The organism is Telluria sp. ZT3P39, from assembly GCF_059685935.1.
On sequence record NZ_JCASIH010000012.1, the window covers coordinates 25,340 to 49,924 of the forward strand.

The 24,585-nt window shown below is 64.7% G+C and carries 21 protein-coding genes; 11 read left to right on the top strand and 10 right to left on the bottom strand.

The genetic code is table 11. The features are described from left to right. Positions 1-119: 119 nt before the first annotated feature. Positions 120-2,738, top strand: coding sequence for a sensor domain-containing protein (locus AC56LR_RS13125; RefSeq protein ID WP_497130936.1), 2,619 nt, complete (start codon positions 120-122; stop codon positions 2,736-2,738). A 33-nt stretch (positions 2,739-2,771) separates the two neighbouring features. Here AC56LR_RS13125 and xth read toward each other — a convergent pair whose 3' ends face one another. Beyond that, positions 2,772-3,536, bottom strand: a complete 765-nt coding sequence (gene xth / locus AC56LR_RS13130; RefSeq protein ID WP_497131087.1) for an exodeoxyribonuclease III — start codon at positions 3,534-3,536, stop codon at positions 2,772-2,774. A 508-nt stretch (positions 3,537-4,044) separates the two neighbouring features. Here xth and AC56LR_RS13135 point away from each other — a divergent pair. The 3 genes from AC56LR_RS13135 to AC56LR_RS13145 are packed head-to-tail and all read left to right on the top strand — an operon-like array spanning position 4,045 to position 5,078. Continuing rightward, on the top strand, positions 4,045-4,398 hold the full coding sequence (locus tag AC56LR_RS13135) for a phiTE_015 family protein (protein WP_497130938.1): 354 nt from the start codon (positions 4,045-4,047) through the stop codon (positions 4,396-4,398). Then, complete coding sequence (locus AC56LR_RS13140; RefSeq protein WP_497130940.1) at positions 4,395-4,589, top strand: DUF1653 domain-containing protein; 195 nt, start codon at positions 4,395-4,397, stop codon at positions 4,587-4,589. Before AC56LR_RS13135 ends, AC56LR_RS13140 begins: the two co-directional genes overlap by 4 nt. A 42-nt stretch (positions 4,590-4,631) precedes the next feature. Further along, a complete protein-coding gene (locus AC56LR_RS13145; protein WP_497130942.1) occupies positions 4,632-5,078 on the top strand; it encodes a hypothetical protein in 447 nt (148 codons plus the stop codon). 112 nt (positions 5,079-5,190) lie between these two features. Here the strand turns inward: AC56LR_RS13145 and AC56LR_RS13150 are convergent, their stop codons facing one another. After that, entirely contained in the window at positions 5,191-6,693 is a 1,503-nt protein-coding gene (locus AC56LR_RS13150) for a leucyl aminopeptidase (protein WP_497130943.1), read from the bottom strand. A 72-nt stretch (positions 6,694-6,765) separates the two neighbouring features. Between AC56LR_RS13150 and lptF the strand changes: the two genes are divergently transcribed. From lptF to AC56LR_RS13170, 4 genes are all read left to right on the top strand, one after another. Continuing rightward, entirely contained in the window at positions 6,766-7,929 is a 1,164-nt protein-coding gene (gene lptF, locus AC56LR_RS13155; RefSeq protein WP_497130944.1) for an LPS export ABC transporter permease LptF, read from the top strand. Beyond that, positions 7,926-9,110, top strand: a complete 1,185-nt coding sequence (gene lptG, locus AC56LR_RS13160) for an LPS export ABC transporter permease LptG (RefSeq protein ID WP_497130946.1) — start codon at positions 7,926-7,928, stop codon at positions 9,108-9,110. Before lptF ends, lptG begins: the two co-directional genes overlap by 4 nt. Then, positions 9,110-9,478, top strand: coding sequence for a sirohydrochlorin chelatase (locus AC56LR_RS13165; RefSeq protein ID WP_497130948.1), 369 nt, complete (start codon positions 9,110-9,112; stop codon positions 9,476-9,478). Before lptG ends, AC56LR_RS13165 begins: the two co-directional genes overlap by 1 nt. Before the next feature lie 201 nt (positions 9,479-9,679). Beyond that, the gene (locus AC56LR_RS13170) at positions 9,680-11,941 is read left to right on the top strand and encodes a DUF4214 domain-containing protein (protein ID WP_497130950.1); all 2,262 of its coding nucleotides are present in this window, start codon (positions 9,680-9,682) and stop codon (positions 11,939-11,941) included. Between the two features lie 180 nt (positions 11,942-12,121). On the opposite strand, the gene cobA is transcribed toward AC56LR_RS13170, so the two are convergent. The 6 genes from cobA to AC56LR_RS13200 are packed head-to-tail and all read right to left on the bottom strand — an operon-like array spanning position 12,122 to position 18,098. After that, positions 12,122-12,844: a uroporphyrinogen-III C-methyltransferase gene (gene cobA, locus AC56LR_RS13175; RefSeq protein WP_497130952.1), complete on the bottom strand. Its 723-nt coding sequence runs from the start codon at positions 12,842-12,844 to the stop codon at positions 12,122-12,124. A 16-nt stretch (positions 12,845-12,860) separates the two neighbouring features. Beyond that, positions 12,861-14,171, bottom strand: a complete 1,311-nt coding sequence (locus AC56LR_RS13180; protein WP_497130954.1) for a sulfate adenylyltransferase subunit 1 — start codon at positions 14,169-14,171, stop codon at positions 12,861-12,863. Next, the gene (cysD, locus tag AC56LR_RS13185; protein WP_497130955.1) at positions 14,171-15,109 is read right to left on the bottom strand and encodes a sulfate adenylyltransferase subunit CysD; all 939 of its coding nucleotides are present in this window, start codon (positions 15,107-15,109) and stop codon (positions 14,171-14,173) included. The genes AC56LR_RS13180 and cysD overlap by 1 nt, the downstream gene beginning before the upstream one ends. A 23-nt stretch (positions 15,110-15,132) precedes the next feature. Continuing rightward, a complete protein-coding gene (locus tag AC56LR_RS13190) occupies positions 15,133-15,849 on the bottom strand; it encodes a phosphoadenylyl-sulfate reductase (RefSeq protein WP_497130957.1) in 717 nt (238 codons plus the stop codon). Between the two features lie 10 nt (positions 15,850-15,859). Then, on the bottom strand, positions 15,860-16,417 hold the full coding sequence (locus tag AC56LR_RS13195; RefSeq protein ID WP_497130959.1) for a DUF934 domain-containing protein: 558 nt from the start codon (positions 16,415-16,417) through the stop codon (positions 15,860-15,862). Continuing rightward, positions 16,410-18,098: a nitrite/sulfite reductase gene (locus tag AC56LR_RS13200; protein WP_497130961.1), complete on the bottom strand. Its 1,689-nt coding sequence runs from the start codon at positions 18,096-18,098 to the stop codon at positions 16,410-16,412. Before AC56LR_RS13200 ends, AC56LR_RS13195 begins: the two co-directional genes overlap by 8 nt. 212 nt (positions 18,099-18,310) lie before the next feature. On the opposite strand from AC56LR_RS13200, the gene AC56LR_RS13205 reads away from it, so the two are divergent. From AC56LR_RS13205 to AC56LR_RS13215, 3 genes are all read left to right on the top strand, one after another. Next, positions 18,311-19,249 (top strand): CysB family HTH-type transcriptional regulator, encoded by a 939-nt coding sequence (locus AC56LR_RS13205; RefSeq protein ID WP_497130963.1) that lies wholly within the window; start codon positions 18,311-18,313, stop codon positions 19,247-19,249. Positions 19,250-19,265: 16 nt separating this feature from the next. Then, positions 19,266-19,934, top strand: coding sequence for a class I SAM-dependent methyltransferase (locus AC56LR_RS13210; protein ID WP_497130965.1), 669 nt, complete (start codon positions 19,266-19,268; stop codon positions 19,932-19,934). 691 nt (positions 19,935-20,625) lie between these two features. Then, positions 20,626-22,425, top strand: coding sequence for a S8 family serine peptidase (locus tag AC56LR_RS13215; RefSeq protein ID WP_497130966.1), 1,800 nt, complete (start codon positions 20,626-20,628; stop codon positions 22,423-22,425). Between the two features lie 79 nt (positions 22,426-22,504). On the opposite strand, the gene AC56LR_RS13220 is transcribed toward AC56LR_RS13215, so the two are convergent. Next, entirely contained in the window at positions 22,505-23,986 is a 1,482-nt protein-coding gene (locus AC56LR_RS13220; RefSeq protein ID WP_497130968.1) for an alanine/glycine:cation symporter family protein, read from the bottom strand. A gap of 137 nt (positions 23,987-24,123) precedes the next feature. After that, positions 24,124-24,543, bottom strand: a complete 420-nt coding sequence (locus AC56LR_RS13225) for a DUF2141 domain-containing protein (RefSeq protein ID WP_497130969.1) — start codon at positions 24,541-24,543, stop codon at positions 24,124-24,126. Between the last annotated feature and the right edge of the window lie 42 nt (positions 24,544-24,585).

The following is a 24,585-nucleotide window of genomic DNA, read 5'->3' on the forward strand; positions in this document are numbered from 1 at the left end:
GTTGCGTGAGGGGCCGCAACAACACGGTCGCTCTTTCGTGCTTGTTAGTTTTGGAGCATCGGCCCTTTGTGGTTTATGATTGCTAAAAGGCAACGTAGCCCTGGCAAACAAGAATCACCATGCACCGACTCTCGACCAAGCACCCGCTCACGGCAGGGAGCACCGCCACCGACCTTCCCCGGCGCACCCCGCTGGAGGCGGCCGCCATCGAGCAGGAGATGCTGCAGATCGCGCTGCGCGAGCAGCGCGCCATCCTGGAGAACGCCCCGGTCGGCATCGTCTTCACGCTGCCGGGCCAGTTCAAGTCCTGCAATCCGCGCATCTGCGAAATGCTGGGCTACACCCATGCCGAGCTGTCGCGCCTGCATCCGATGGAGGTCTTCGGATCGCCGCCCGATTACCAGGCGCTGGTGACCGAAGCCTATCCGGTGCTGGCCGCCGGCGGCCTGTTCGAAAAAGGCGAGCATCCGTTCCGCCGCCGCGACGGCTCGATGATGTGGGCGCGCCTGCGCGGCCGCGCGGTCGATCCCGGCGCGCGCGAAGCCGGCACCATCTGGATCGTGGAAGACGTCACCGACGTGCGCCAGACCCTGATCGAGGTACAGGCGATCATGACCAATGCGACGGTCGGCATCATGTTCGTCCGTAACCGCGTCATCCAGCGCTACAACCCGGCCTTTGCCCGCATGTTCGGCTACCGCGACGGCGAGGCGCTGGGCCGTTCCACCCGCATCGTCTATCCTGACGAGCAGGCCTTCCAGGATTTCGGCGCCACCGCCTACCCGCAGCTGGCGCGCGGCATTCCCTACCGCAGCGAGACCGAGCTGGTATGCAAGGACGGCTCGCGCATCTGGGGACAGCTCCACGGCTATCTGTTCAACCAGGACGATCCGGAACTGGGCACGATCTGGATGTTCGAAGACCGAAGGCGCGAGCGTTGCGACGAGATCCAGCTGCGCAACGCCCTGCTGGAGAACCGCGCCATCCTCGACAACGCCGTGCTCGGCATCGCGGTGGTGGAAGAGGGCGTGACCCTGCACTGCAACGCCAAGATGGAAGAGCTGTTCGGCAGCCCGGCCGGCGGCATGGACGGCACGCCGGTGCGCGCCCTGTATCCGGACGAAGCCACCTGGCGCCTGGCGCGGGTGGAGACCGCGCGCAGCTTCGGCGCCGGCCAGGTGCATACCGCCGAATACCGGTTGACGCGGCGTGACGGCACCCGCTTCTGGGCGCGCCTGTCGGGGCGTTTGTTCGACGCTTCGGAAAAGCGCGGTCGCAGCGTCTGGCTGCTGGACGACGTCACCGCGCGGCGCGAAGCGGCCGATGCGATCCGCCGCGCGCGCGACGAGCTGGAAGTCCGGGTGGCCGAACGCACCGCCGAACTGGCCGGGGCGAACGCGCTGCTGCAGGAAGAAATCAACGAACGGCGCCAGGCCGAGGCGCGCGTGCACCACATGGCCTACCACGACAGCCTGACCGGGCTGCCTAACCGCGCGCTGCTGTCCGACCGCATCGACTGCGCGCTGAAGGCAAGCCAGCGCAGCGGCCGCAAGCTGGCCGTGATGTTCCTCGACCTCGACCGCTTCAAGACCATCAACGATTCGCTCGGCCACGCCACCGGCGACCATCTGCTGCGCGAAGTCGCGCGGCGCCTGTGCGCGGCGGTGCGCGAGAGCGACACCGTGGCGCGCCTGGGCGGGGATGAATTCGTGGTGCTGCTGCCCGAGGCCGGCGGGGCCCAGGAATGCGCGCAGGTCGCCGACAAGATCATCCAGGCGCTGGCCACGCCCTTCGCGCTGGACGGCCACAGCCTGCACATCACGCCCTCGATCGGCATCTGCCTGTGCCCGGACAATGGCGAGGATGTGGACACCCTGATGCGCCATGCCGACGCGGCGATGTACCACGCCAAGGCGGCCGGCCGCAACAACTACCAGTTCTTCGACCAGCGCCTGAACCAGGCCGCCGCGCACCGCTTCGAGCTCGAATCGAACCTGCGCAACGCGCTGGCGCGCAGCGAGTTCGAGCTGCACTACCAGCCGATCATCGACACCGCCACGCGCCGCCTGCATGCACTCGAGGTGCTGCTGCGCTGGCGGAAGGGCGGCGGCGACCTGCTGGTGGGGCCGGACGAATTCATCCCGATCCTGGAAGAGAACGGGATGATCGTGCCGGTCGGCGAGTGGGTGATCCGCAGCGCCTGCGAGCAGAGCATGGCCTGGCAGTCCCAGGGCCTGGGCGCGGTGCCGCTCGCGATCAACCTGTCGGCGCGCCAGTTCATGCACGACGGCCTGGTCGACTCGATGCGCCGCATCCTGGGCGAGACCGGCATCGACCCGTCGCTGGTGGAGTTCGAGATCACGGAAACGGCGCTGATGCAGCATGGCGGGCGCACGCTCGAGATCCTGCGCCAGATTAACGGCATGGGCATGCGCCTGTCGATCGACGACTTCGGCACCGGCTATTCGAGCCTGGCCTACCTGAAGCGCTTCCCGGTCCGCAAGATCAAGATCGACCGCGCCTTCGTGCGCGAGATCGAGGCCAGCGCGGAAGACCGCGCCATCGTCGCGGCCGTGATGGCGCTGGCCAACAGCCTGCAGCTGTCGGTCGTGGCCGAAGGCGTGGAGACGGAAGGGCAGTACGCGCTCCTGAAGAGCCATGGCTGCCAGTTCGCGCAGGGCTATCTGTTTGCGCGGCCGCTGCCGGCGGCGGCGGCGGCGCGGCTGCTGGGCGTGTAGGGTGGTCGGCTTCGCCGACCGCTTGCACTGCGCTTATTCCAGCGTCGCCACCACCGGCGCGTGGTCCGACGGCTGCTCCCACTTGCGGGTCTCGCGGTCGATGTGGCAGGCCGTGCAGCGTTTGGCCAGCGCCTCGCTCAGCAGGATGTGGTCGATGCGCAGCCCGCGGTTGCGGCGGAAGGCCATCTGGCGGTAATCCCACCAGCTGTACTGCTTCTCGGGCTGCTCGAACAGGCGGAAGGCGTCCGCCAGGCCGAGCGCCATGAAATTCTGCAGGATCTCGCGCTCGGGCGGCGTGAAGTGGATGTGGTTTTCCCACTCCGCCGGGTCGTGCACGTCGCGCGCTTCCGGCGCGATGTTGTAGTCGCCCAGCACGGCCAGCTGCGGGTGCGCGCGCATCTCCTCGGCGACCCAGGCCTGCAGTCCCGCGAACCACGCCATCTTGTAGGCGAATTTGTCGCTGCCGATTTCCTGGCCATTGACGACATAGGCGCAGATGATGCGCATGCCCTTGATGGTGGCGGCGATGAGGCGCTGCTGCTCGTCGGCGAAATGCGGATTGTTCTTCTGCACGTCTTCGATCGGGTGCCTGGACAGGATCGCCACGCCGTTATAGGTCTTTTGTCCGCTGAAGGCGACCTGGTAGCCCGCCGCATTGATTTCCGCCACCGGGAACTTATCGTCGGTGAGCTTGGTCTCCTGAATGCAGAGCACGTCGACCGGATTGGCTTCGAGCCAGGTGAGCAGGTGCGGCAGGCGCACTTTCAGCGAATTGACGTTCCAGGTGGCGATCTTCATGGTCAGCAGCGTGTCGTGATGTAAAAGCGGCATGATAACCGCTAGCCGGGCTTCCGTACCGATCCCTACGCCAGGCCCGATTTGTCCGGCGCCTATTTCTTTTGGCTAGGCATCTGGAATAATCTGCATGATGTAACACTTGTATTTATGCGAGTATAACTATTATTGTTGCTAAAACGCCTATATGCTTGTGTCGCCGGCAATCTGCTGTGCTAGAATAAATTAGTAGAAAATAAATATTCTTGGTGCTCTTACGAGCGGGGCTGTAAAACCATTCGTAAAAGCATTAAACTAGCATCACAGAATTTAACACTGTTTCTGTGCGGGAATAAAGTTATTGCGTTGGTGCAACTAACGTTGTACTATTTGCAGATTGAAACATGTTCGGACGCCATCATGCTTTTGCGCAATCGTGCGGACCGTTTGGCACAATGCAACATGGTACTATTTGAAAACATTGTTTTTTCAATAGCAAATGAAACCGAACGACGATTTACAAAGGACTGAAATGCGCACTGCATTCGAAGCGTGGGCCCAACGCGAAGGCCATATCGTTCGCCGCCGCGAAGACAAGCCCGAGGAATACCTCGTGTATGAAACCCAGCGCCGCTGGGTGATCTGGCAAGCGGCCCTGACCCATGGCGCCAAGGCTGCGGCCGAAGCACCATCGAAGTTCGTCGCCAAGGAACCCGAGCACAAGCCTGCCCTCACGCAGGATGAAGCGATGGTTCGCAACCGCGTGCTCAACGAAGTCCTCGACGCCTTCAGCGAACTGGATGAAGCCGCCGGCATCGAAGGCGTGCTCAAGGTGATCCAGGGCCTCAAGAAGAAGCAGAAGGCGCTGGAAGAAGCCAAGGCTTGACGAGCTACCGCCACTACAAGGGCGGTCTCTACGAGCTGGTCTGCGAAGCCGTGCTGGAAGCGGACCATACACCCGTGATGGTCTACCGCGGCGCCGACGGCGCCGTCTGGGTGCGTCCGAAAGACGCATTCTTCGAGACCCTCATGGTCGACGGCGTGGCCGTGCCGCGCTTCGCGCCGCTGGCATCCTGAGCCACCCTTCAGCATTTGCTATTGCCTGCCGTTAATAGGGGCATGAAGCCTTATCTTTCCCTTTTGCTCGCCGCGCCGCTCGTCCTGGGCGGCTGCGCGACGCTGTCCGATTCTCCCCAACAGCAACTCGAACTGCATGCCGTGCTCGACTATCAGGAAGTCGGCGGGGTAGGCTGCGTGCTGAGCAACGACATGGGCCGCTGGTTCGTCGTCCTGCCGGGGCGCGTCACCGTCAGCCGCAGCACGCAGCCGCTGGCCGTCAGCTGCAGGAAAGAGGGCCTGGGACTGGCCCAGGAATCGGTCGGCTCACGCGCGGATACAAGCAGCCTGATGGGCAATGTCGTCTTCACCGCGGGGCTGGGGCAGCTGGTGGACCGGCATTCTGGGGCGGGGTATGCGTATCCGGCGAATATGACGGTGTTGATGGTGCCGGTGAAGCCGCGCGATGAGCTGGCCGTGGCGCAACGCGTCGACAGCCCCATGTTCTGAGCGCGCTCCAGAAAAGAAACAGCCCCGCAAGCGGGGCTGTTTTCATTGGTGAAATAAAATTTCACCGCAAGCGCTGTGGTGAAAGAATATTTCACCCCAGCGCGTCATCGCATCACACGCGATTCATCAGGAAAGTCGTCAGCAGCGGCACCGGACGGCCGGTCGCGCCCTTGGCCGCGCCCGACTTCCAGGCCGTGCCTGCGATATCCAGGTGGGCCCAGGTGTAGTTGCGGGTGAAGTTCTCGAGGAAGCAGGCCGCCGTGATCGAGGCCGCGCCCGGGCTGCCGATATTGGCCAGGTCGGCGAAGTTCGACTTGAGCTGCTCGTTGTAGATCTCGCCCAGCGGGAAGCGCCATGCGACGTCGCCGGCCTGCTTGCCCGCGTCCATCAGCTCCTCGGCCAGCGCGTCGCTGGCGTCGTCGTGGCGGGTGAACAGGCCGCTGGTGTGGTGGCCCAGCGCGACGATGCAGGCGCCGGTCAGGGTCGCGATGTCCACCACCGCCGCAGGCTTGAAGCGCTCGGCATAGGTCAGGGCGTCGCACAGGATCAGGCGGCCTTCGGCGTCGGTGTTCAGGATTTCGATGGTCAGGCCGTTCATCGAGGTGACGATGTCGCCCGGCTTCGAAGCGCGGCCCGAGGGCATGTTCTCGCAGGCGGCCACGATGCCGATGACATTGAGCTTCAGGCCCATCTCGCCGATCGCGCGGAAGGTGCCCAGCACCGAGCCGGCGCCGCACATGTCGTACTTCATCTCGTCCATGCCGGGACCGGCCTTGATCGAAATGCCGCCGGTGTCGAAGGTGATGCCCTTGCCGACCAGGACCACAGGCGCGTCCTTTTTGTTGCCGCCCATGTGCTTGAGGACGATGAACTTCGGCGCTTCGTCGCTGCCCTTGGCCACCGACAGGAAGCTGCCCATCTTCAGCGCCTCGAGCTGCTTGCGCTCCAGGACTTCGATGTCGAAGCCGAATTCGCCGGCCAGCTCGCGCGCGGTGTTGGCCAGGTAGGTCGGGGTGCAGACGTTCGGCGACAGGTTGCCCAGTTCCTTGGTCAGCGCCATGCCGTTCGAGATCGCCACGGCCTGCGCCAGCACCGGCTTGAGCTGCGTGACGGCGTTGGCGGCGTCCACCGCGATGGTGATCTTGCGTACGCCGGCGACGGCTGGATCCTTCTTGCTCTTTTGCGTGTCGGTGCGGTGTTCGGTTTCGTTGGCCGCGATCACGAGTGCGCGCACTGCCCAGTTGATGTCGCGCTCTTTCACATCCGCTACCGGGAATGCGATAATGGCATCCTGGCTGCCCAGGGTGCCGAAGACCTTCATGGCCGCGCCGATGGCGGAGCTGAAGCTTTTCTCGCTCACGGCTTCATCGGTGCCCATGCCCACCAGCAGCACGCGCGCCGCGGCCACGCCGGCGACACCGCGCAGCAGCAGGGTGGAACCGGCCTTGCCGCTGATGTCGCCGGACTTGACCGCCGCGGTGATCTCGCCGCTGGCATCCAGGGCTTTTGCAGCCTGCGACAGTTTCTTGTTTTCGAACACAGCCACTGCCAGCACGCCGGCTTTTGCAGCGGCCAGGGTGTTCTTGGTGTCGAATGCTTTTATGCTAAAGTCCATTTTTGGTTCTCCGTTTTGATGTCTGCGGCGTGCTGCCTACCGCCGTGCCTAACCTGCAATTATATCTATTGAATGATCTTTCGACGCGCCCTGCAACGTGAATTGCTTAGTTCGGCCGGGGCCACCTTCACGGTGCTGTTCACCGTCCTCGTCACCTGGACCCTGATTTCCGTCCTCGGCAAGGCCGCCGGCGGCAAGGTCGCCTCGAGCGACGTGCTGGCCCTCATCGGTTTCGCCATTCTGAATTATCTGCCAACCATCCTCACGCTCACCACTTTTATTTCGGTGCTGGCCGCGGTCACGCGCAGCTACCGCGATTCCGAGATGGTCGTGTGGTTCGCCTCGGGCATGTCGCTGCGGCGCTGGATCCGTCCGGTACTCGGCTTCGGGCTGCCGATCATGCTGCTGGTGGCGGTGCTGTCGATGTATGTCGCGCCCTGGGCAGCGTTCAAGCGCACCGAATTCGTCGAGCGCTTCCAGAAGCGCGAAGACCTCAAGCGCGTGGCCCCGGGCCAGTTCCGCGAATCGTCGTCCGCCGACCGCGTGTTCTTCGTGGAGCGCTCCACCGCCGGCGCCACCGTGGTGCAGAACGTCTTCGTCAACTCGAACGACGGCAAGGCCAATTCGATCGTGGTGGCCAAGGAGGGCGTGATCGAGTCCGACGCCAAGGGCGGCCAGTACCTGGTGCTCACCAACGGCCGCCGCTACCAGGGCACGCCGGGCCAGGCCGATTTCCAGTCGATGGAATTCGAGCGCTACAAGATGCGGGTGGCGACCAAGGTGCCGGTGCTCGGCGCCGACACGCCGATCAATGCGCTGCCCACCTCCGCGCTGCTCAAGGTCGAGAACCAGTACACGCGCGCCGAACTGCTGGCGCGGATGTCCGCGCCGATCGTCTGCCTGGTGCTGATGCTGCTGGCGATCCCGCTCGGCTTCGTGAATCCGCGCGCGGGCAGCTCGGCCAACATGATCCTGGCGCTGCTGATCTTCTTCACCTATAACAACCTGAACAAGCTGCTGGAGAACAGCGTCAAGCGCGGCAAGCTCGAATTCGCCGTGGCCTGGTGGCCGCTGCACCTGGCCGCCGCGCTCACCGTGCTGGCGCTGTTCGCCTGGCGCCTGAACGTCAACCACCGCTGGCATCCGCTGGTGCTGTTCAATGCCTGGAAGCGCCGCAGGATGGCGAACACCCGGTCGAGGGCAGGCGCGCCGCTGGCAAAGGCGGAGGCCGAATGAAAACCCTGCAACGCTATTTCGCGGTCAGCATCGCGCAGGCGGTCGCCTTCGTGCTGGTGGCCTTCCTGGCCCTGATCTCCTTCATGGACCTGACCGGCGAACTGCCCTCGGTAGGCAAGGGCGGTTACGAAATCCAGCATGCGCTGCTCTACGTGCTGCTGCTGGTGCCCGGCAACGTCTACCAGGTGATGCCGGTGGCGGCCCTGATCGGCACCATCTATACGATGGCGCAGTTCGCCGCCAGCTCCGAATTCACCATCATGCGCGCGTCCTCGATGTCGACCCGGATGGCGGCCTGGATGCTGTTCAGGATCGGCATCGTGTTCGTCGTGATCACCTTCGTGTTCGGCGAGCTGATTACCCCGCGCACCGCGCCGCTGGCCGAGCGCGTGCGCCTGGCCGCCAAGGGCTCGACGCTGTCGGCCGATTTCCGCTCCGGCATGTGGACCAAGGACAGCATCCACGCCGAGGGCGTGCGCGGCCCGGTCGTCGGCACCCGCTTCTTCAACGTGCGCCAGATCCGTCCCGACGGCCAGCTGGTCGACGTGCGCCTGTACGAGTTCGACGCCAACATGCGCATGCGCGCCCTGATCACCGCCAGCGGCGGCAGCTATAGCGGCAACAACACCTGGCGCCTGACCGGCGTCACCGAGACCATGTTCTCGAACAGCCGCAGTCTGCCGGCGCCGGGAAGCCCGCGGCCGCAGGGACAAAGCCTGCAGGCCAGCTTCGGCCAGGACACGGCGGCCGTCAGCACGCGCAAGCTGGCCTCCTTCGACCTGGCCTCGGAAATCACGCCCAAGATCCTGTCGGTGTCGCGCTCCGACCCCGAGCGCATGTCGGCCAACGAGCTGGCGGTCTACACCCGCCACCTGGCCGAGAACCGCCAGGAGACCGAGCGCTTCAAGATGGCCTTCTGGAAGAAGATCATCGACCCGCTGTCGATCCTGGTGCTGATGGCGCTGGCGCTGCCCTTCGCCTACCTGCACACGCGCAGCGGCGGCGTGAGCCTGAAGATTTTTGTCGGCATCATGATCGGCGTGAGCTTCCTGCTGCTCAATGCCTTGTTCGCCCACCTTGGCGTACTGGCCACGCTGCCGGCCTTCTTCACGGCTGCCGCGCCCAGTACCCTGTTCCTGCTGCTGGCGCTGGGCGCCCTGTGGTGGGTGGAAAGGCATTGATGACACGCGCCCTGGTCCTGTTCGCCCACGGCGCCCGCGCCGCCTCCTGGGCCGCGCCTTTCGAGCGCCTGCGCGACGCCACCGCCGCGCGCCTGCCCGATTGCCGCGTGCAGCTGGCCTTCCTCGAACTGATGGAGCCGCGCCTGCCGGCCACGGTCGACGCGCTGGTGCAGGAGGGCGTCGACGACATCACCGTGGTCCCGGTCTTCCTGGGGCAGGGCGGGCACCTGCTGCGCGACCTGCCGCTGCTGGCCGACGCCATCCGCACGGAACATCCCGGCCTGCGCCTGCAGGTCGCCGGGGCGATCGGCGAAGACCCGGGCGTGCAGGCCGCGATGCTCGATTACTGCCTGCGCTCGCTCGGGTAGCAGGACGCATCACGCAGGTCGCGTTTCTTGATAATGCGGCGCTAACACCCTTGGCAAAAGGGGCAAGATTCCGTTGGATCGCCGCCATATTGCCCAAAGGAATTTGATTTCCCTCTTTAAATAAAAGTTGTCGTCGGGCATCATCGTTTCTGTTGCGGCCCCTGCTTCCTGCGCGGGCCCGGTCCTACAGAAATGCGCCCCATGAGCACTACCGACACTACTGATTACGCACCCGCCGGCATCGTCGACAACCGCGACGTCCTGTTAACGAGCCTGCGCACCGGCGAGGTCGCCGCGACCCTGACCCCGATCGACTGGGGCCAGCTCTGGGGCGGGCGCTGGGTGATCGACGCGCAATCGGTGCCGGGCCTGTTTTCGCTCTCCTACAATCCGGCGACGGACGAGGCGGCGCGCCTGGTGATCAACAACGCCAACCTGCTGCCCGAGCCGGGCAGCGCGGCGACGATCACCGTGCATTACTACGACCGCTACCAGCTCGACGGCAACGGCAACCCGCTGCCCGGCAAGGGCGTGGCCGAAACCCTGGTCTACACGTTCGAAGCGGGCAGCATGCGCGCCCTGGCAGGATTCGGCAGCGACTTCGCGCTCGGCGCGGCCACTCCGTCCGCGGGGCCGGACCTGGCCACCCTGAGCAGCGGCAGCTTCATGTCGGTGTGGCAGGCAGCAAGCGGCGGCGGCGCCATCATGGGCCAGTTGCGCACCGCGCTTGGTGCGGCCGGCGGCGCGACCTTCGCCATCAGCTCGGCCATCGATGCCGCCGTCGAGGGCGCTCCGGCGGTGGCCGCGCTATCTGGCGGACGCTCGGTGGTGGCCTATACCAGCACGGACGCCGGCGGCACCCACATCGCCTACCGCATCGTGGACGCCGGCGGGGTCGCGGGCGCCGAGATCGGCGTGAGCGGCATCACGGCGGACACCGCCATGCCCGACGTGGCGGTGCTGGCCGACGGCTCGTTCGCCATCGCGTGGCGCAGCAACGGCCAGGTGCACGTGCGCACGGCCGACGCCAACGGCAACCTTCAGGGCGGCGAGCAGGTCTACGGCACGATCGGCAGCGCCTTCAGCCCGAGCATCGCGGCAAGCGGCAACAGCTATGTGCTGGCCTGGGGCGAGATCAACGACGGCAACGTGTATGCCGCCACCGCCGGCGGCGCGCCGCTGCTGGTGAGCGGCGACGGCCTTGCCGCCAGCCTGTCGACGGCAGCCCCGCTGCCGACCGTCACCGGCCTGGCCGGCGGCGGCTTCGTGGTGGCCTGGGACAGCTATGCCAACAACCCCTGGGGTTTCGGCGGCAGCGACATCTTCTTCCAGCGCTTTACCGCTGCCGGCGCGCGCGCCGGCGAGACGGTGCAGGCCAATGTCGACGCCGGCGCCGGCCGCTTCGATGCGTCGGCAACGGCCCTGGCCGATGGCGGCTTCGTCATCGCCTGGCAGGCCCAGTCGGGCGACTTCGACGCCAACGGCGTGTTTGGGCGCCGCTTCGGCGCCGACGGCAGCACCTTCGACGCGCGCGAATTCGCGATCAACGAAATGCGCCAGGGCGACCAGACCGCCCCGGTGCTCACCGCCCTGGCCGACGGGGGCTTCGCCACGGCCTGGATCGATACCCAGGCCGACGGCGCCGTGCAGGTCGAGGCGCGCGTGCTGCACGGCGCCGTCACCGTGGCGACCCTGCCGAGCGTGGTGGTGTCGGCGGCCCCGGCGCCGGTGCCGGCACCGGCTCCTGCACCGGCGCCGGCGCCGGCACCCGCGCCTGCGCCGTCTCCTGCTCCATCGGGCAGCGGCGCGCCGGCCCCGGTCAGCTCCGGCGGCGGCTCGTCCACCGGAGCGGCCATCAGCGGCAGCGACGGCGCCAACCTGCTCAAGGCAGCCGCGGGCAGCCAGAAGATCGATGGCCTGGGCGGCATCGACACGATGGAATACCTTGGCTACAAGGGCCTGTTCGACATCGAGCGCACCGCGGCCGGCGTCACCGTGATTGATCGCTTCGGCAGCGGCGGCGTCGACACCCTGGTCAACGTCGAGCGCCTGCAATTCCTGGACACCGCGGTGGCCCTGGACGTCGACGGCATCGCCGGCCAGGCCTACCGCCTGTACACCGCCGCCTTCAACCGCGCACCCGACAAGGGCGGGCTCGGTTACTGGATCAAGATGATGGATGGCGGCCAGGCCCTGGACCAGGTGGCGGCGGGCTTCACGAACAGCCGCGAGTTCGCGGACCTGTACGGCGCCAACGCCAGCGACGCCCAGTTCGTCGAACTGCTGTACCAGAACGTGCTGCACCGCAGTGCCGAAGGCGCGGGGCGCGACTACTGGATGGGCGTGCTGGCGGGCGACATGCCGCGCGAGCACGTGCTGGGCTTGTTCAGCGAGAGTGCAGAGAACCAGGCGCAGGTGATTGGGTCGATCGCGAACGGGATTGAATTTACGCCCTGGGGCTGAACCGAACCCTTATGTGCGAATCGGAATGGGATTGAACTAACGCGCGGGTGTTGACGGGGCCGTTATCCGCGAATCGTAGGGTGGGCGGGAGACCCGCCCGCGCGGTGATAGGTAGCGATCGATCAGACGGATCGGCAGATCTTGTGTTGATTGAACGCGCGGGCGGGAGACCCGCCCACCCTACAAAGGTTGGTGCTCCCGCGCCGCCAGCGCCTCGCCCAGCATCACCAGCACCGGCCCATGCCCCGGCTCCAGCCCGTGCGCCAGATCCGCCAGCGACATCCGCAAGATGCGCTGATCGATCCGGCTGCAATTCTCCACGACGACAACCGGCAAATCCCCGCGCCGGCCTTCTGCCAGCAGGCGCTCGGCGGTGGCCGCGGCTTCGCGCCCGCCCATGTACTGGACCAGGGTGTCGGTTTCCGGCAGCGCCGGGTGTTCAGGGTGATCGGGGGCGGTGCTGGACGTGAAGAAGGCGACGCTGCGCGCGACGCCCCTTTTGGTGAGCGGCTGTTTTGTCGCTGCCGCCGCCGCCACCGCGGTGGTGATCCCGGGGACCACTTCGACTTCGATCCCGGCCGCTTCCAGCGCGCGCAATTCTTCGTCGGCACGGCCGAACAGCATCGGGTCGCCGCCCTTCAGGCGCACGATGAGTTTGTACTTGCCGGCGCAGTCGACCAGCTGCTCGTTGATCAGGGTTTGCGCCATCGAGCGCTGGCCCGAGCGCTTGCCGACCGAGATCAGGTCGGCCTGGGCGCACAGCGCGAGCATTTCGGGGATGACCAGGGCGTCGTAGAGCACGACATCGGCCTGGGCCAGCAGGCGCGCGCCGCGCACCGTGATCAGGTCTGCCGCACCGGGGCCGGCGCCAACCAGATAGACTTTCCCCAGTGCCTGCCCCATACGACTCCTTCGCTGTTTACGCCTGATCCAGACGGATCATACCCGCTGCGACGGTCTGGTGCGTGACTTCGTCGATCAGGATGAAGGCCCCCGTGGCGCGGTTGTCGGCATAGGCGTCGGCCGCCAGCGGCTGCTGCACGGTGAGGTGCACGCGCGCGATGTCGTTGAGCTTCAGGCCCTCTGCCGCATGGCGCTGCTGGGTATTCACATCCAGGATGCTGTCCACCTTGGTGACCTTGGCGCCGGTCTGGCGGGTGCCGTGCTTGATCCAGTACTTGCGGCGCGCATCGAGCGGCTCGTCCGACATCCAGCACACGTCCGCCACCACCTGTTTCAGTTGCGTCGCCGGACTACTGCTGCTGGCCAGCAGGTCGCCGCGCGAGATGTCGAGGTATTCGTTCAGCAGCAGGGTCACCGACTGGCCGGCCGCGGCAGACTGCAGCGAGCCGTCAAAGGTCACGATCTCCTTGACGGTGGCGGCCTGGCCGGAGGGCTGCACCACCAGCTTGTCGCCGACCGCCACCCGGCCCGATTCGATGCGGCCCATGTAGCCGCGGAAGTCGTTCGCCTCGTGGCCGTTATGGCGCGCCACCAGCTGCACCGGGAAGCGGAAGGGCGCGGCGTGCGACTCGTCGTAGACCGACAGGGATTCGAGCAGCTCGATCAGGGGCGGGCCTTCGTACCACGGCATGTTGGCGGACAGGCTGACCACGTTGTCGCCGCTGAGGGCCGACAGCGGGATCGGGGTGACATCCTTCAGGCCGAGCGAGGCCGCGAATTCGCCATAGGCCGCGACGATGCGGTCGTAGACGGCCTGGTCGTAATTCACCAGGTCCATCTTGTTGACGGCGACGATCACGTGCTCGATCTGCAGCAGCTTGGCGATGGTCGAGTGGCGCTTGGTCTGGGTAAGCAGCTCCACGCTCCCGTCGTCACCCAGCTTCACTTTCGAGACGTCCACCAGGATGATCACGGCGTCGGCGGTCGAGGCGCCGGTGACCATGTTGCGGGTGTACTGCTCGTGGCCCGGGGTATCGGCGATGATGAACTTGCGCTTCGGGGTAGCGAAGTAGCGGTAGGCCACGTCGATGGTGATGCCCTGTTCGCGCTCGGCTTCCAGGCCGTCGGTCAGCAGCGACAGGTCGATGGTGTCGCCCACGGTGCGTTTGTGCTTCGAGCGCGAGACGGCGGCCAGCTGGTCGGCGAAGATGCCCTTGCTGTCGAACAGCAGGCGGCCGATCAGGGTGCTCTTGCCGTCATCGACGGAGCCTGCGGTGATGAAGCGCAGCAGGCCGCTTTGATTCAGGTTGTCGGTCATCGCGTTCATCAGAAATACCCTTGCTTCTTGCGTTTTTCCATCGAGGCTTCGGAGGTCTGGTCGTCCATCCGCGTCGCGCCGCGCTCGGTCACGTCGGTGACCGCCGTTTCGGCGATGATGTGTTCGACCGTGCTGGCATGCGAGGCCACCGGGCAGGTGCAGGAGATGTCGCCCACGGTCCGGAAGCGCACGGTGCGGGTCTCGATCGTCTCGCCCTCGCGCGCCGGGGTCAGGGGGGTGAGCGGCACCAGCAGGCCGTTACGCGCAATCACCTGGCGCTCGTGCGCGAAATAAATCGGCGGCAGCGCCAGCTGTTCGCGCGCGATGTACTGCCACACGTCCAGCTCGGTCCAGTTCGAGATCGGGAACACGCGCATGTTCTCGCCCGGGTGCACGCGGGTGTTATACAGGTCCCACAGTTCCGGGCGCTGGGCCTTCGGGTCCCACTGGCCGAATTCGTCGCGGAAGGAGAAGATGCGCTCTTTGGCGCGCGCTTTTTCCTCGTCGCGGCGGGCGCCGCCGATGCAGGCGTCGAAACCGTGTTCGGCGATGGTCTCCAGCAGCGTCACGGCTTGCGCGGCATTGCGCGAGTCCGTGGCCGGATGACGCAGGCGCACCGTGCCGCGCTTGATGGAGTCTTCCACGCTGCCGACGATCAGGCGCTCGCCGAGTTCCGCCACGCGCGCATCGCGGAAGGCGATCACTTCGTCGAAATTGTGGCCGGTATCGATGTGCACCAGCGGGAAGGGGAATTTGCCGGGGCGGAAAGCCTTCTCGGCCAGGCGCAGCAGCACGACGGAGTCTTTGCCGCCCGAGAACAGCAGGGCAGGGTTGCTGCATTCCGCCGCCACTTCGCGCAGGATGTGGATGGCCTCGGATTCCAGGGCGTCAAGGTGGCGCGCGTTCACCGCGGTGAGCACGCCTGGATTGTCGAATACTGTCGTCATGTTGTCTGCCTTTGTGTGAGTGCTTACGCAGCCACGGGTTTGATGCGTATGAGTTTGCCGTCGACCACGTGCAGGCCGCATTCCTTGGATTCGGGGTTCTCCCACCACCAGCGCCCGGCGCGCACGTCCTCGCCCGGCTGGACCGCGCGGGTGCAGGGTTCGCAGCCGATCGACGGATAGCCGCGGTCGTGCAGGGCGTTGTACGGCACCTGGTTCTCTCGCAGGTATTCCCAGACGTTTTCTTCCGACCAGTCGGCCAGTGGATTGAACTTCTGCAGGCCGTGGGCCGTATCAATCTCCTGCACCGCCAGTTCGGCGCGGGTGGTCGATTGCGAACGGCGTTGCCCGGTGATCCATGCCTGCTTGCCTGCGAGGGCACGGCCCAGGGGCTCGACCTTGCGGATACGGCAGCATTCCTTGCGCATCTCGACGCTGTCGTAGAAGGCGTTCAGGCCGTTCCGGGCCACATAGGCCTCGACTACTTCGGGCTGCGGTTTGTACAGCGCGATCTCGACACCGTAGGTCTCGCGCACGCGCTCGAGCATGTCGAGGGTCTCGGCATGCAGGCGGCCGGTCTCGAGCGAGAAGATCGCGATCGGCAGCTGCGCTTTCAAAATCAGGTCGGTGAGGACCATGTCTTCGGCCGCCAGGCTGGACGCGAATACGCTTGGGGAAAAATCGCGGGCGATGCGCGCCAGGATGGCTTGGGTTTCTTCGACACGATGATGGAGGTCGCTCATCTCGAGGTCCTCAGATGCACGCGCCAAGATCGGTATGATCGGGCGGCGTGCCGCGTGGCGCACGGCGGAACAGCGGCTGCGGCTGGTCCACGGAGGCCTGGTAGGTTTCCGAGAACACGGTCAGGCCCTTGAGCGCATCGTGGATGCTGCGGTCCTGGCGCGTGGCAAACGCGTCGAAGCCGACCCGCGACAATGGCCACAGCTGGTCGCGCAGCACGTCGCCGATCGCGCGCAGCTCGCCCGTGTAGTTCAGGCGGCGGCGCAAATTGAAGGCGATCGAATAGCCACGGCCATCCGAGAATTTCGGGAAGTCCACCGCGACCACGGCAAAGCGCCCCAGGTCGTCGCGGATCGAAGCGGCCTGTTCGTCGGCCGCCAGCCAGACGCCGACCTCGAGGCGCTTGTCCAGCACCTCGCGCTGCGCCTGCCACACGGCGAGCGGCACGATGACCTTGCCTTCCGGGACGGCGACGGTCTCGGGAGCGTCGCCCTCGTCGAGCCTCAGCACGCTCCAGTCGTCGTCGACCACTTCGCGGCCCTTGATGATCTGCTTGTGGGTATTAAGCATAGTGGTCTTCCCCAACCAGTGCGCCTGCCGTGATCGGCGTGGCATAGACGTGTTCCTTGAATGGCGCGACCCCGAGGCGCTGGGCCGTGTCGACGAAACGCTCGCCTTCGAAGCGCTCGCGCACGTAGACTTCGAGCAGGCGGCCGACCACTTCCGGCATCTGCAAGGCAGAGAACGAGGGCCCGATGATCTTGCCGATGGCCGCGTTATTGCCTTGCGAGCCGCCGATCGAGACCTGGTACCACTCGCTGCCGTCCTTGTCCACGCCCAGGATGCCGATGGCGCCCACGTGGTGGTGGCCGCAGGCATTGATGCAGCCCGAGATATTCAGTTCGATGTCGCCGATATCGTGCTGGAAGTCGAGGTTGTCGAAGCGCTCGCCAATCGCGGCGGCAATCGGCAGCGACTTGGCGTTGGCCAGCGAGCAGAAGTCGCCGCCCGGGCAGGCGATCATGTCGGTGAGCAGGCCGATGTTCGGCGTGGCCAGGCCCTTGGCTTTTACCAGCTGCCACAGTTCGAACAACTTGCCTTGCTCGACGTCGGCCAGCACCAGGTTCTGCTCGTGCGTCACGCGCACTTCGCCGAAGCTGTACTTGTCGGCCAGGTCGGCCACGAAATCCATCTGCTCGGCGGTGGCGTCGCCCGGCGGCACGCCGGTTTTCTTCAGCGACAGCAGCACGGCCGCATAGCCGGGCATCTTGTGCGGCTTGACGTTGCGATTGAGCCAGTTGGCAAAGGCGCGGTTGTCCGGGTGGGCGGCTGCCTGATCGCTGTCTTCGAGCTGGGCGTAGCCGTGCGGCTGGAACCAGGCTGCCACGCGGTCGAATTCTTCCTGGGTCAGGGTTTCCGGGCCGTCCTTCAAATCGAGCCATTCAGCCTCGACCTGGCGCGTGAATTCCTCGACACCCAGGGCTTTCAACAAGATCTTGATGCGGGCCTTGTACTTGTTGTCGCGGCGGCCGTACTGGTTGTACACGCGCATCACGGCTTCGGTATAGGTCAGCAGGTGGCGCCACGGCAGGAAGTCGCGGATGACCGAACCCAGAATCGGGGTACGGCCCATGCCGCCGCCGGCCATGAACTTGAAGCCGACTTCGCCCGCCTCGTTGTGCACGAGGGTCAGGCCGATGTCGTGGATGGCGATCGCGGCGCGGTCTTCGACGGCGCCGTTGATCGCGACCTTGAACTTGCGGGGCAGGGCGATGAATTCGGGGTGGAAGGTGCTCCACTGGCGCAGGATCTCGGCAAACGGGCGCGGATCGATGATCTCGTCGGCCGCGACGCCGGCAAATTCGTCGGTGGTGATGTTGCGGATGCAATTGCCCGAGGTCTGGATGGCGTGCATCTCGACCGAGGCCAGGTCTTCCAGGATGTTCGGGGTTTGTTCCAGCTCAATCCAGTTGTACTGGATGTTCTGGCGGGTAGTGAAATGGCCGTATCCGCGGTCGTACTTACGGGCAATATGAGCGAACATGCGCACCTGGCTTGAGGACAGCAGGCCATAGGGCACGGCCACGCGCAACATGTAGGCGTGGCGCTGCATGTAGAGGCCGTTTTGCAGGCGCAGGGGCAGGAATTCTTCTTCAAGCAGCTCACCGTTCAGGCGGCGCTGCACCTGGTCGCGGTATTGTGCGATGCGTTCGCGCACGATGAGATGGTCGTAGTGGTCGTAGCGGTACATGGTTTCTTCCTGAGGGGCAGACCTTGCCAACGCGACAAACATTGTCTACCCGTTAAATGGTTGAACCCAGTGTACGGACCGCTCTATATATTCCAAACTACGGAGAATTCATTTGCTTATATGCGTAACCTGAATAAGCATCTTAAAATGTCGTCTGATGCAGGATTTGCAAAACATTGCCACGCGAACAGTCAAGAGAACACCACCACTTCATGAATCTTCACCAGCTGCGCTTCGTGCGCGAAGCCGTCCGCCAGAACTACAACCTGACCGATGCGGCCAAGTCGCTGTTCACTTCCCAGCCGGGCGTCTCGAAAGCCATCATCGAGCTCGAGGAAGAACTCGGCGTCGACATCTTCACCCGCCACGGCAAGCGCATCCGCGGGCTGACCGAGCCGGGCCGCCTGGTGCTGCAGTCGGTCGAGCTGATCATGCAGGAGATCGAAAGCCTCAAGCGCATCGGCAAGGAATACGCGGCTCACGACAGCGGCAGCTTCACGATCGCCACCACCCATACCCAGGCGCGCTACATGCTGCCCAAGGTGGTGCAGGCCTTCATGCAGAAATACCCGAAGGTGCGCTTGTCTTTATTGCAAGGCAATCCGAAGCAGATCGCCGACATGGTCAAGAACGACCAGGCCGACCTGGCCATCGCCACCGAATCGATCGCCTCCATCGACGGCCTGATCACCTTGCCTTGCTACCAGTGGGAACACGTGCTGGTGGTGCCGCATGAGCATCCGCTGACCCGCTCCAAGGCGGTGTCGCTCGAAGAGATCGCCAGTTACCCGGTGATTACGTATGATGCCGCCTTTGCCGGGCGCAGCAAGATCGACCATGCCTTCGGCTTGCGCAGCCTGAAGCCGGACGTGCTGCTGGAAGCCATCGACGCCGACGTGATCAAGACCTATGTCGAGCTGGGCATGGGCGTGGGCATCATCGCCGGCATGGCCTTCGACCCCGAGCGCGACCGCAATTTGCGCGCGATTCCCGTGGGCCAGCTGTTCGGCATGAACGTTTCGCGGGTGGCGGTCAAGCAGGGCGCCTACCTGCGCAGCTATATCTATACCTTCATTGAACTGCTGGCACCGACGCTCAACCGCAAGATGGTCGAGTCGGCGATGCGCGGCGGCGAGAACTACGAACTTTAAGAACCAAGGAAACACCATGAATACGAATCCGGTCGCGGAATTCTTCACCGCCATCGCGGAGCACTACGACAGCCAGTTCCACGACGAAGCCGACGAGGACCGCCAGGACGACCTCGACGACGTCGCCGAGCAGGTCACCGAACTGATGCGCGGGCACACCGTGCTGGAGCTGGGCTGCGGCACCGGCTACTGGACCGACGTGCTGGCCGAGAGCGCCAAGTCGGTAATCGCCACCGACATCAGCGAGGCGATGCTGGCCGTAGCGCGCGAGCATGGCGACGGACTGGACAACGTGCTCTACCGCGTGGTCGATGCGCTGGACATCCCGCCGGACATCGCCGCCGACGAGAAGATCACTGCCGTGTTCGCCGGCTTCCTGTGGTCGCACCTCCGGCGCGAGCAGCAGGACGCCTTCCTTGCCGGCCTGCGCTCCCGCATCGGCAAGGACGTGCTGCTGGTGCTGATCGACGACGAGTATGTCGAGGGCGTGAGCCCGACGGTCTGCCGCACCGACGCGCAGGGCAATACCTGGGCCAATTTCACCGATGCCGAGGGCAAGCGCCACGAACTGCCGAAGAATTATCCAACCGACAGCGCACTGCGCAAGCGCCTGGGCACGGCGGTCCGCGAGATCAAGATCGGGCGCTGGGATTCGTGCTGGGCGCTGACCTGCCGGTTGAAATAACCAGTGAGGAAGTGAGCCGGCTTGCCATCGGCTGCAATTCCTGAAGGGCGCCTGCGGGCGCCCCTTTTTTTGTCCGAGCAAAAAGCAACTTCAGGGTCAGGTCTGACATTCGGACACGAGCCCAGCCTTACTTCAGTTGAGCCCGTGTCTCAATGTCAGACCTGACCCCGGTGGTGCCGGTTTTTTTATCCAGGCTCGATCAACCGGTAGCGATAACCCAACTCCATCGTCAATACGTCCAGCGTTCCAGCCGAGAGTCGTTAGCGAAACGCCATCAATAATGCCGATGTTTTATTAAAACGATAGTGAAATCTATTTTGATTTGTTCAATTTCTTATTAATAAAACTATAGATGCACATCTTTTTTGTTGCAAATTATTTCTGTTTTCTTTGATTCGGAACATTCTCGGGTAACATCACGCCTCGCTTTGTTCAAGAAGCCCCAGTACGCGGTTCCGCACTGATTTCTCCCTTCGTTTCATCTTCCGCAGTTCTTCACATTTAGGCGAAAATGACCAGATCAGCCCTGTCGACTACCCTTGCCCGTGTTGTCTTTTGCAGTGCCTTCACTGCCATTGCCGTACCCGCGATTGCGACGGCAGCGCCTCCGGCGCGAAGTGTCGCCAATGCAGCCCTTCCTCCCACGATTGAAGAATCCGATGCGCTTGGCCGCTATGCCGCCAATCGCTTGATGGTGGTGCCGGCGGCCGGCCTGTCGCCGTCCAACCTGGCCGCCATCATGGCCCCACACGGCGGGCGTGCCCGCAGGATCGGCAAGAGCAGCCTGAACGTCATCGACCTGCCTTCGGGAGTTTCCGCAAAGGCCGTGCTTGCCAAATTGTCGAAGCATCCTCACCTGAAGCGGGTCGAACTCGACCGCAAGGTGAGGGCATCGGCGGTGCCGAACGACCCCTACTACGCCAGCGAATATCACCTGGCCAAAATCGGCACCCCGAGCGCATGGGACAGCACGCAGGGCGCCGGCGTCACCATCGCCATCCTGGATACCGGGGTCGATGGTGCCCATCCTGACCTGGCGCCCAACATGGTGCCGGGCTATAACTTTGTCGACAACAACACGAATACGGCCGATACCTGCGGCCACGGTACCGCGGTTGCCGGCAGTGCTGCCGCGTCGAGCAACAACGCCCTGGGTGTCGCGGGCGTGGCCGGCCAGGCGAAGATCATGCCGATCCGGATTGGCGCGATGGACGCCACGGGTGGGTGCACCGCTTACCTGAGCACGATTGTCAGCGGCATTACCTACGCGGCCGACCGCGGCGCGCGCATCGTCAACGTCAGTTTCGGGCCGCTCGCCGGTAGCGCCTCGATCCAGAACGCTGCGCAGTACCTGAAGAGCAAAGGCGGTTTGTTGTTTGTCTCCGCAGGCAATAGCGGCGTGGATGCCGCCATTGCGCCGACCTCATCGATGATCGTCGTGTCGGCGACCGATTCCGGCGACAGCCGCACCAGCTGGTCGAATTTCGGGTCCTTCGTCACGCTCGCCGCACCGGGCGCGGGCATCTGGACCACGACAAAGGGCAATCTCTACCAGCAGTGGAACGGTACCTCGTTCTCCAGCCCGGTCGCCGCCGGCGTGGGCGCCCTGGTAATGGCCGCCAACCCGTCGCTGGATAACCAGACGGTGGAAAGCCTGCTGTATTCCACGGCAGTGGACCTGGGGTCGAACGGGCGCGATACCTATTTCGGTTATGGACGCGTGAACGCGGCGGCTGCCGTGGCGGCGGCGGTGGCGAAGCGCACCCCGTCCGACACGGCCGCGCCTGCGGTTGCGATCGGTTCGCCCGGCAACGGTGCCAACGTCAGCGGCCTGGTCGCGGTGACCGTGACGGCCAGCGACAATGTCGGTGTCAACCGCGTCGAACTGAAGGTCAACGGCACCGCGGTCGGGGTTGACCAGGCCGCGCCGTACCAGTTCTCGTGGGACTCGGCAGGGGCGGCGAATGGCACGGCGACACTGGTGGCGGTCGCTTATGACCTGGCCGGCAATGCCGGGTCGTCCGCATCGGTGGGCGTGAAAGTGGCGAACCTCGTAGCGCCGGTTTCCCCGCTTACCTGGACCAGGTGTGCAAGCGAGGGCGGCGTGTGCAGCTTCAGCAGTACGCGCCAGGTTCGCTATGGCGCCAACAACAGCTACGCAACGCAGACCGCCACGGGTTCGATCGCTTGCAGCAACACCGTGTTCGGCGATCCGATGCCGGGCATGGCCAAGACCTGCGAGTATGCAAGCGCAACCACCACGGCTCCCGCCCCTGCGCCGGCGCCGACGCCGGTGGTCGAGACCTGGACCGCGTGCGGCACTGAAGGCGCCACCTGCTCGTTCACCGGCACGCGCGAAGTGCGTTACGGTACGTCCAGCGTATTCGCCTCGAAAATCATTGCCGGCGCAACCGCCTGCACCAATGCGGTGTTCGGTGATCCGATTTCGGGCGTGCTCAAGTCGTGCAGCTATTCCAGCATCACGCGCTGACCCGATCCACGCGGGCGTGACGGGCGCCCAAAAAAAAGCTGCTACCTCGGTAGCAGCTTTTTTTACGCTCAGATCGGACTCATCCGACGACGTCGGCCTCGACGACATCGCCCGACTTCTTCTTGCCCAGCGCCACGCGCTGTTCCCAGAAATGCGCATTCTTGATGCCCAGCGCGGCGGGATCGAACACCGGATCCTTGCCCAGCTTCTTCTGCGCCTCGTAGTCGCGCAGGCATTTGAAGGCCACGTCGCGCATCAGGAGGATGGCGATCAGGTTCAGCCAGGCCATCAGGCCCACGCCCAGGTCGCCCAGCGCCCAGGCCACGTCGGCGGTCTTGACCGCGCCGTAGATGGTGGCGCCGATCATGGCCAGCTTGAGCGCGACACCCATCCACGGACGGTTGGTGGCGCGGTTCAGGTAGGCGATATTGGTTTCGGCGATGTAGTAATAGGCGACGATGGTGGTGCCGGCGAAGAACAGCAGGGCGATCGCGACGAACAGCGAGCCGAAGCCCGGCATCACGTTTTCCAGCGCGGTCTGCACGTAACCGGGGCCGGACGCCACGCCCTGCACGCCGACGAACATCGGGGTGCCGTTCGGTGCTTCCACGTTGTACTGGCCGGTAATCAATAGCATGAAGGCGGTGGCCGAGCAGACGAACAGGGTGTCGATATACACCGAGAAGCCCTGCACCAGGCCCTGCTTGGCCGGGTGGCTCACTTCCGCGGCGCTCGATGCGTGCGGGCCCGTGCCCTGGCCGGCTTCGTTCGAGTACACGCCGCGCTTGACGCCCCACATGATGGCCATGCCGATGATGGCGCCGAAGGCGGCGTCCATGCCGAAGGCGGACGTGAAGATGAGTTTGAGCACGCCCGGGAGTTGCTCGATGTTCATGGCGACGATCACGCAGGCCACCAGGATATAGCCCAGCGCCATGAACGGAACGACGAACTCGGCAAAGCGCGCAATGCGCTTGACGCCGCCGAAGATGATGAAGGCGAGCACCACGGCCAGGGCCACGCCCGTGTAGGTGGTGTCGATGCCGGCGGCGGTCTTGAGGCTTTCGGCGATCGAGTTGGCCTGTACGCCCGGCAGCAGCACGCCGGTGGCCAGGATGGTGGTCACCGCGAACAGCACGGCATACCATTTGATGCCGAGGCCTTTTTCAATATAGAAGGCCGGTCCGCCGCGGAATTCCTTGTTGATCGATTCCTTGTACACCTGGCCGAGGGTCGATTCCACGAAGGCCGAGCTGGCGCCCAGGAAGGCCACCATCCACATCCAGAACACGGCGCCGGGGCCGCCGAAGGTGATCGCCGTGGCCACGCCGGCGATGTTGCCGGTGCCGACACGGCCCGCCAGGGTCATCGTCAGCGCCTGGAACGAGGACACGCCTTGCTCGGAACTTTTACCATCCCACATCAGACGCACCATTTCCCCCAGGTGGCGCAATTGCAGGAAGCGCGAGCGGATGGAAAAATACAGGCCGGCGCCCAGGCAGAGCGCGATCAGCGCAGGACTCCAGACATAGCCGTTGATGGCAGTGACCAACTCGTTCATTGCTTTGTTCCCCGTAGCTGGCAACGCAGATGCGTGCCGGTGATCGATCATGGCCGGGAACGCTGCCCGGCCGCTTGTGGGTCACAAAGATACCTGAAGAGTTAACTGTTTCCTATCGATATTTTTCGCGAGCCGGCTCAGCGCAGGCGGACCGGCGCCGTCGTCGTGCCTTCGCCCACCTCGATAGCGGCATCGTCGAAGCCGGGCGGCCCGAAGCGGCCGGCGGCGTTGCGGCTGAAACCGTAGTTCTCGCGCGGGATGCCGATGAAGTTGCGGTCCAGTTCGCCGTTCTCGTTCGCGTCCTGGTAGGCCAGCACGGCCCAGGTGCCGGGCGGGATGTCCTTCAGGCTGACGACGGCTTCCGTGCCCTGGGCCGGCACCGAGGCGCTGAACAGGCATTGCTTGAGGAAGCGCTCGCGGTCGCACACGGCGACATTGACCTTGCCTTTGCCGGCCGTCACGCCCGATACCCGGACTTCCACGGTGGCGCTGGAGGCCGGGGCGGCTGCCAGCAGCAGCGTGCTGCAGAGGAGGGCGGTAACCTGGATTCGCATCATCTTCCTTTCGTGATTGATATGTGTGTACCGTCGATGACCCGC

What these genes read in the sequence shown, in the direction of transcription:
- AC56LR_RS13125 (WP_497130936.1), top strand. Translation starts at nt 120, where the DNA reads ATGCACCGACTCTCGACCAAGCACCCGCTCACGGCAGGGAGCACCGCC.
- xth (WP_497131087.1), bottom strand. Translation starts at nt 3,536, where the DNA reads ATGAAGATCGCCACCTGGAACGTCAATTCGCTGAAAGTGCGCCTGCCG.
- AC56LR_RS13135 (WP_497130938.1), top strand. Translation starts at nt 4,045, where the DNA reads ATGCGCACTGCATTCGAAGCGTGGGCCCAACGCGAAGGCCATATCGTT.
- AC56LR_RS13145 (WP_497130942.1), top strand. Translation starts at nt 4,632, where the DNA reads ATGAAGCCTTATCTTTCCCTTTTGCTCGCCGCGCCGCTCGTCCTGGGC.
- AC56LR_RS13150 (WP_497130943.1), bottom strand. Translation starts at nt 6,693, where the DNA reads ATGGACTTTAGCATAAAAGCATTCGACACCAAGAACACCCTGGCCGCT.
- lptF (WP_497130944.1), top strand. Translation starts at nt 6,766, where the DNA reads ATGATCTTTCGACGCGCCCTGCAACGTGAATTGCTTAGTTCGGCCGGG.
- lptG (WP_497130946.1), top strand. Translation starts at nt 7,926, where the DNA reads ATGAAAACCCTGCAACGCTATTTCGCGGTCAGCATCGCGCAGGCGGTC.
- AC56LR_RS13165 (WP_497130948.1), top strand. Translation starts at nt 9,110, where the DNA reads ATGACACGCGCCCTGGTCCTGTTCGCCCACGGCGCCCGCGCCGCCTCC.
- AC56LR_RS13170 (WP_497130950.1), top strand. Translation starts at nt 9,680, where the DNA reads ATGAGCACTACCGACACTACTGATTACGCACCCGCCGGCATCGTCGAC.
- cobA (WP_497130952.1), bottom strand. Translation starts at nt 12,844, where the DNA reads ATGGGGCAGGCACTGGGGAAAGTCTATCTGGTTGGCGCCGGCCCCGGT.
- AC56LR_RS13180 (WP_497130954.1), bottom strand. Translation starts at nt 14,171, where the DNA reads ATGAACGCGATGACCGACAACCTGAATCAAAGCGGCCTGCTGCGCTTC.
- cysD (WP_497130955.1), bottom strand. Translation starts at nt 15,109, where the DNA reads ATGACGACAGTATTCGACAATCCAGGCGTGCTCACCGCGGTGAACGCG.
- AC56LR_RS13190 (WP_497130957.1), bottom strand. Translation starts at nt 15,849, where the DNA reads ATGAGCGACCTCCATCATCGTGTCGAAGAAACCCAAGCCATCCTGGCG.
- AC56LR_RS13195 (WP_497130959.1), bottom strand. Translation starts at nt 16,417, where the DNA reads ATGCTTAATACCCACAAGCAGATCATCAAGGGCCGCGAAGTGGTCGAC.
- AC56LR_RS13200 (WP_497130961.1), bottom strand. Translation starts at nt 18,098, where the DNA reads ATGTACCGCTACGACCACTACGACCATCTCATCGTGCGCGAACGCATC.
- AC56LR_RS13205 (WP_497130963.1), top strand. Translation starts at nt 18,311, where the DNA reads ATGAATCTTCACCAGCTGCGCTTCGTGCGCGAAGCCGTCCGCCAGAAC.
- AC56LR_RS13210 (WP_497130965.1), top strand. Translation starts at nt 19,266, where the DNA reads ATGAATACGAATCCGGTCGCGGAATTCTTCACCGCCATCGCGGAGCAC.
- AC56LR_RS13215 (WP_497130966.1), top strand. Translation starts at nt 20,626, where the DNA reads ATGGTGGTGCCGGCGGCCGGCCTGTCGCCGTCCAACCTGGCCGCCATC.
- AC56LR_RS13220 (WP_497130968.1), bottom strand. Translation starts at nt 23,986, where the DNA reads ATGAACGAGTTGGTCACTGCCATCAACGGCTATGTCTGGAGTCCTGCG.
- AC56LR_RS13225 (WP_497130969.1), bottom strand. Translation starts at nt 24,543, where the DNA reads ATGATGCGAATCCAGGTTACCGCCCTCCTCTGCAGCACGCTGCTGCTG.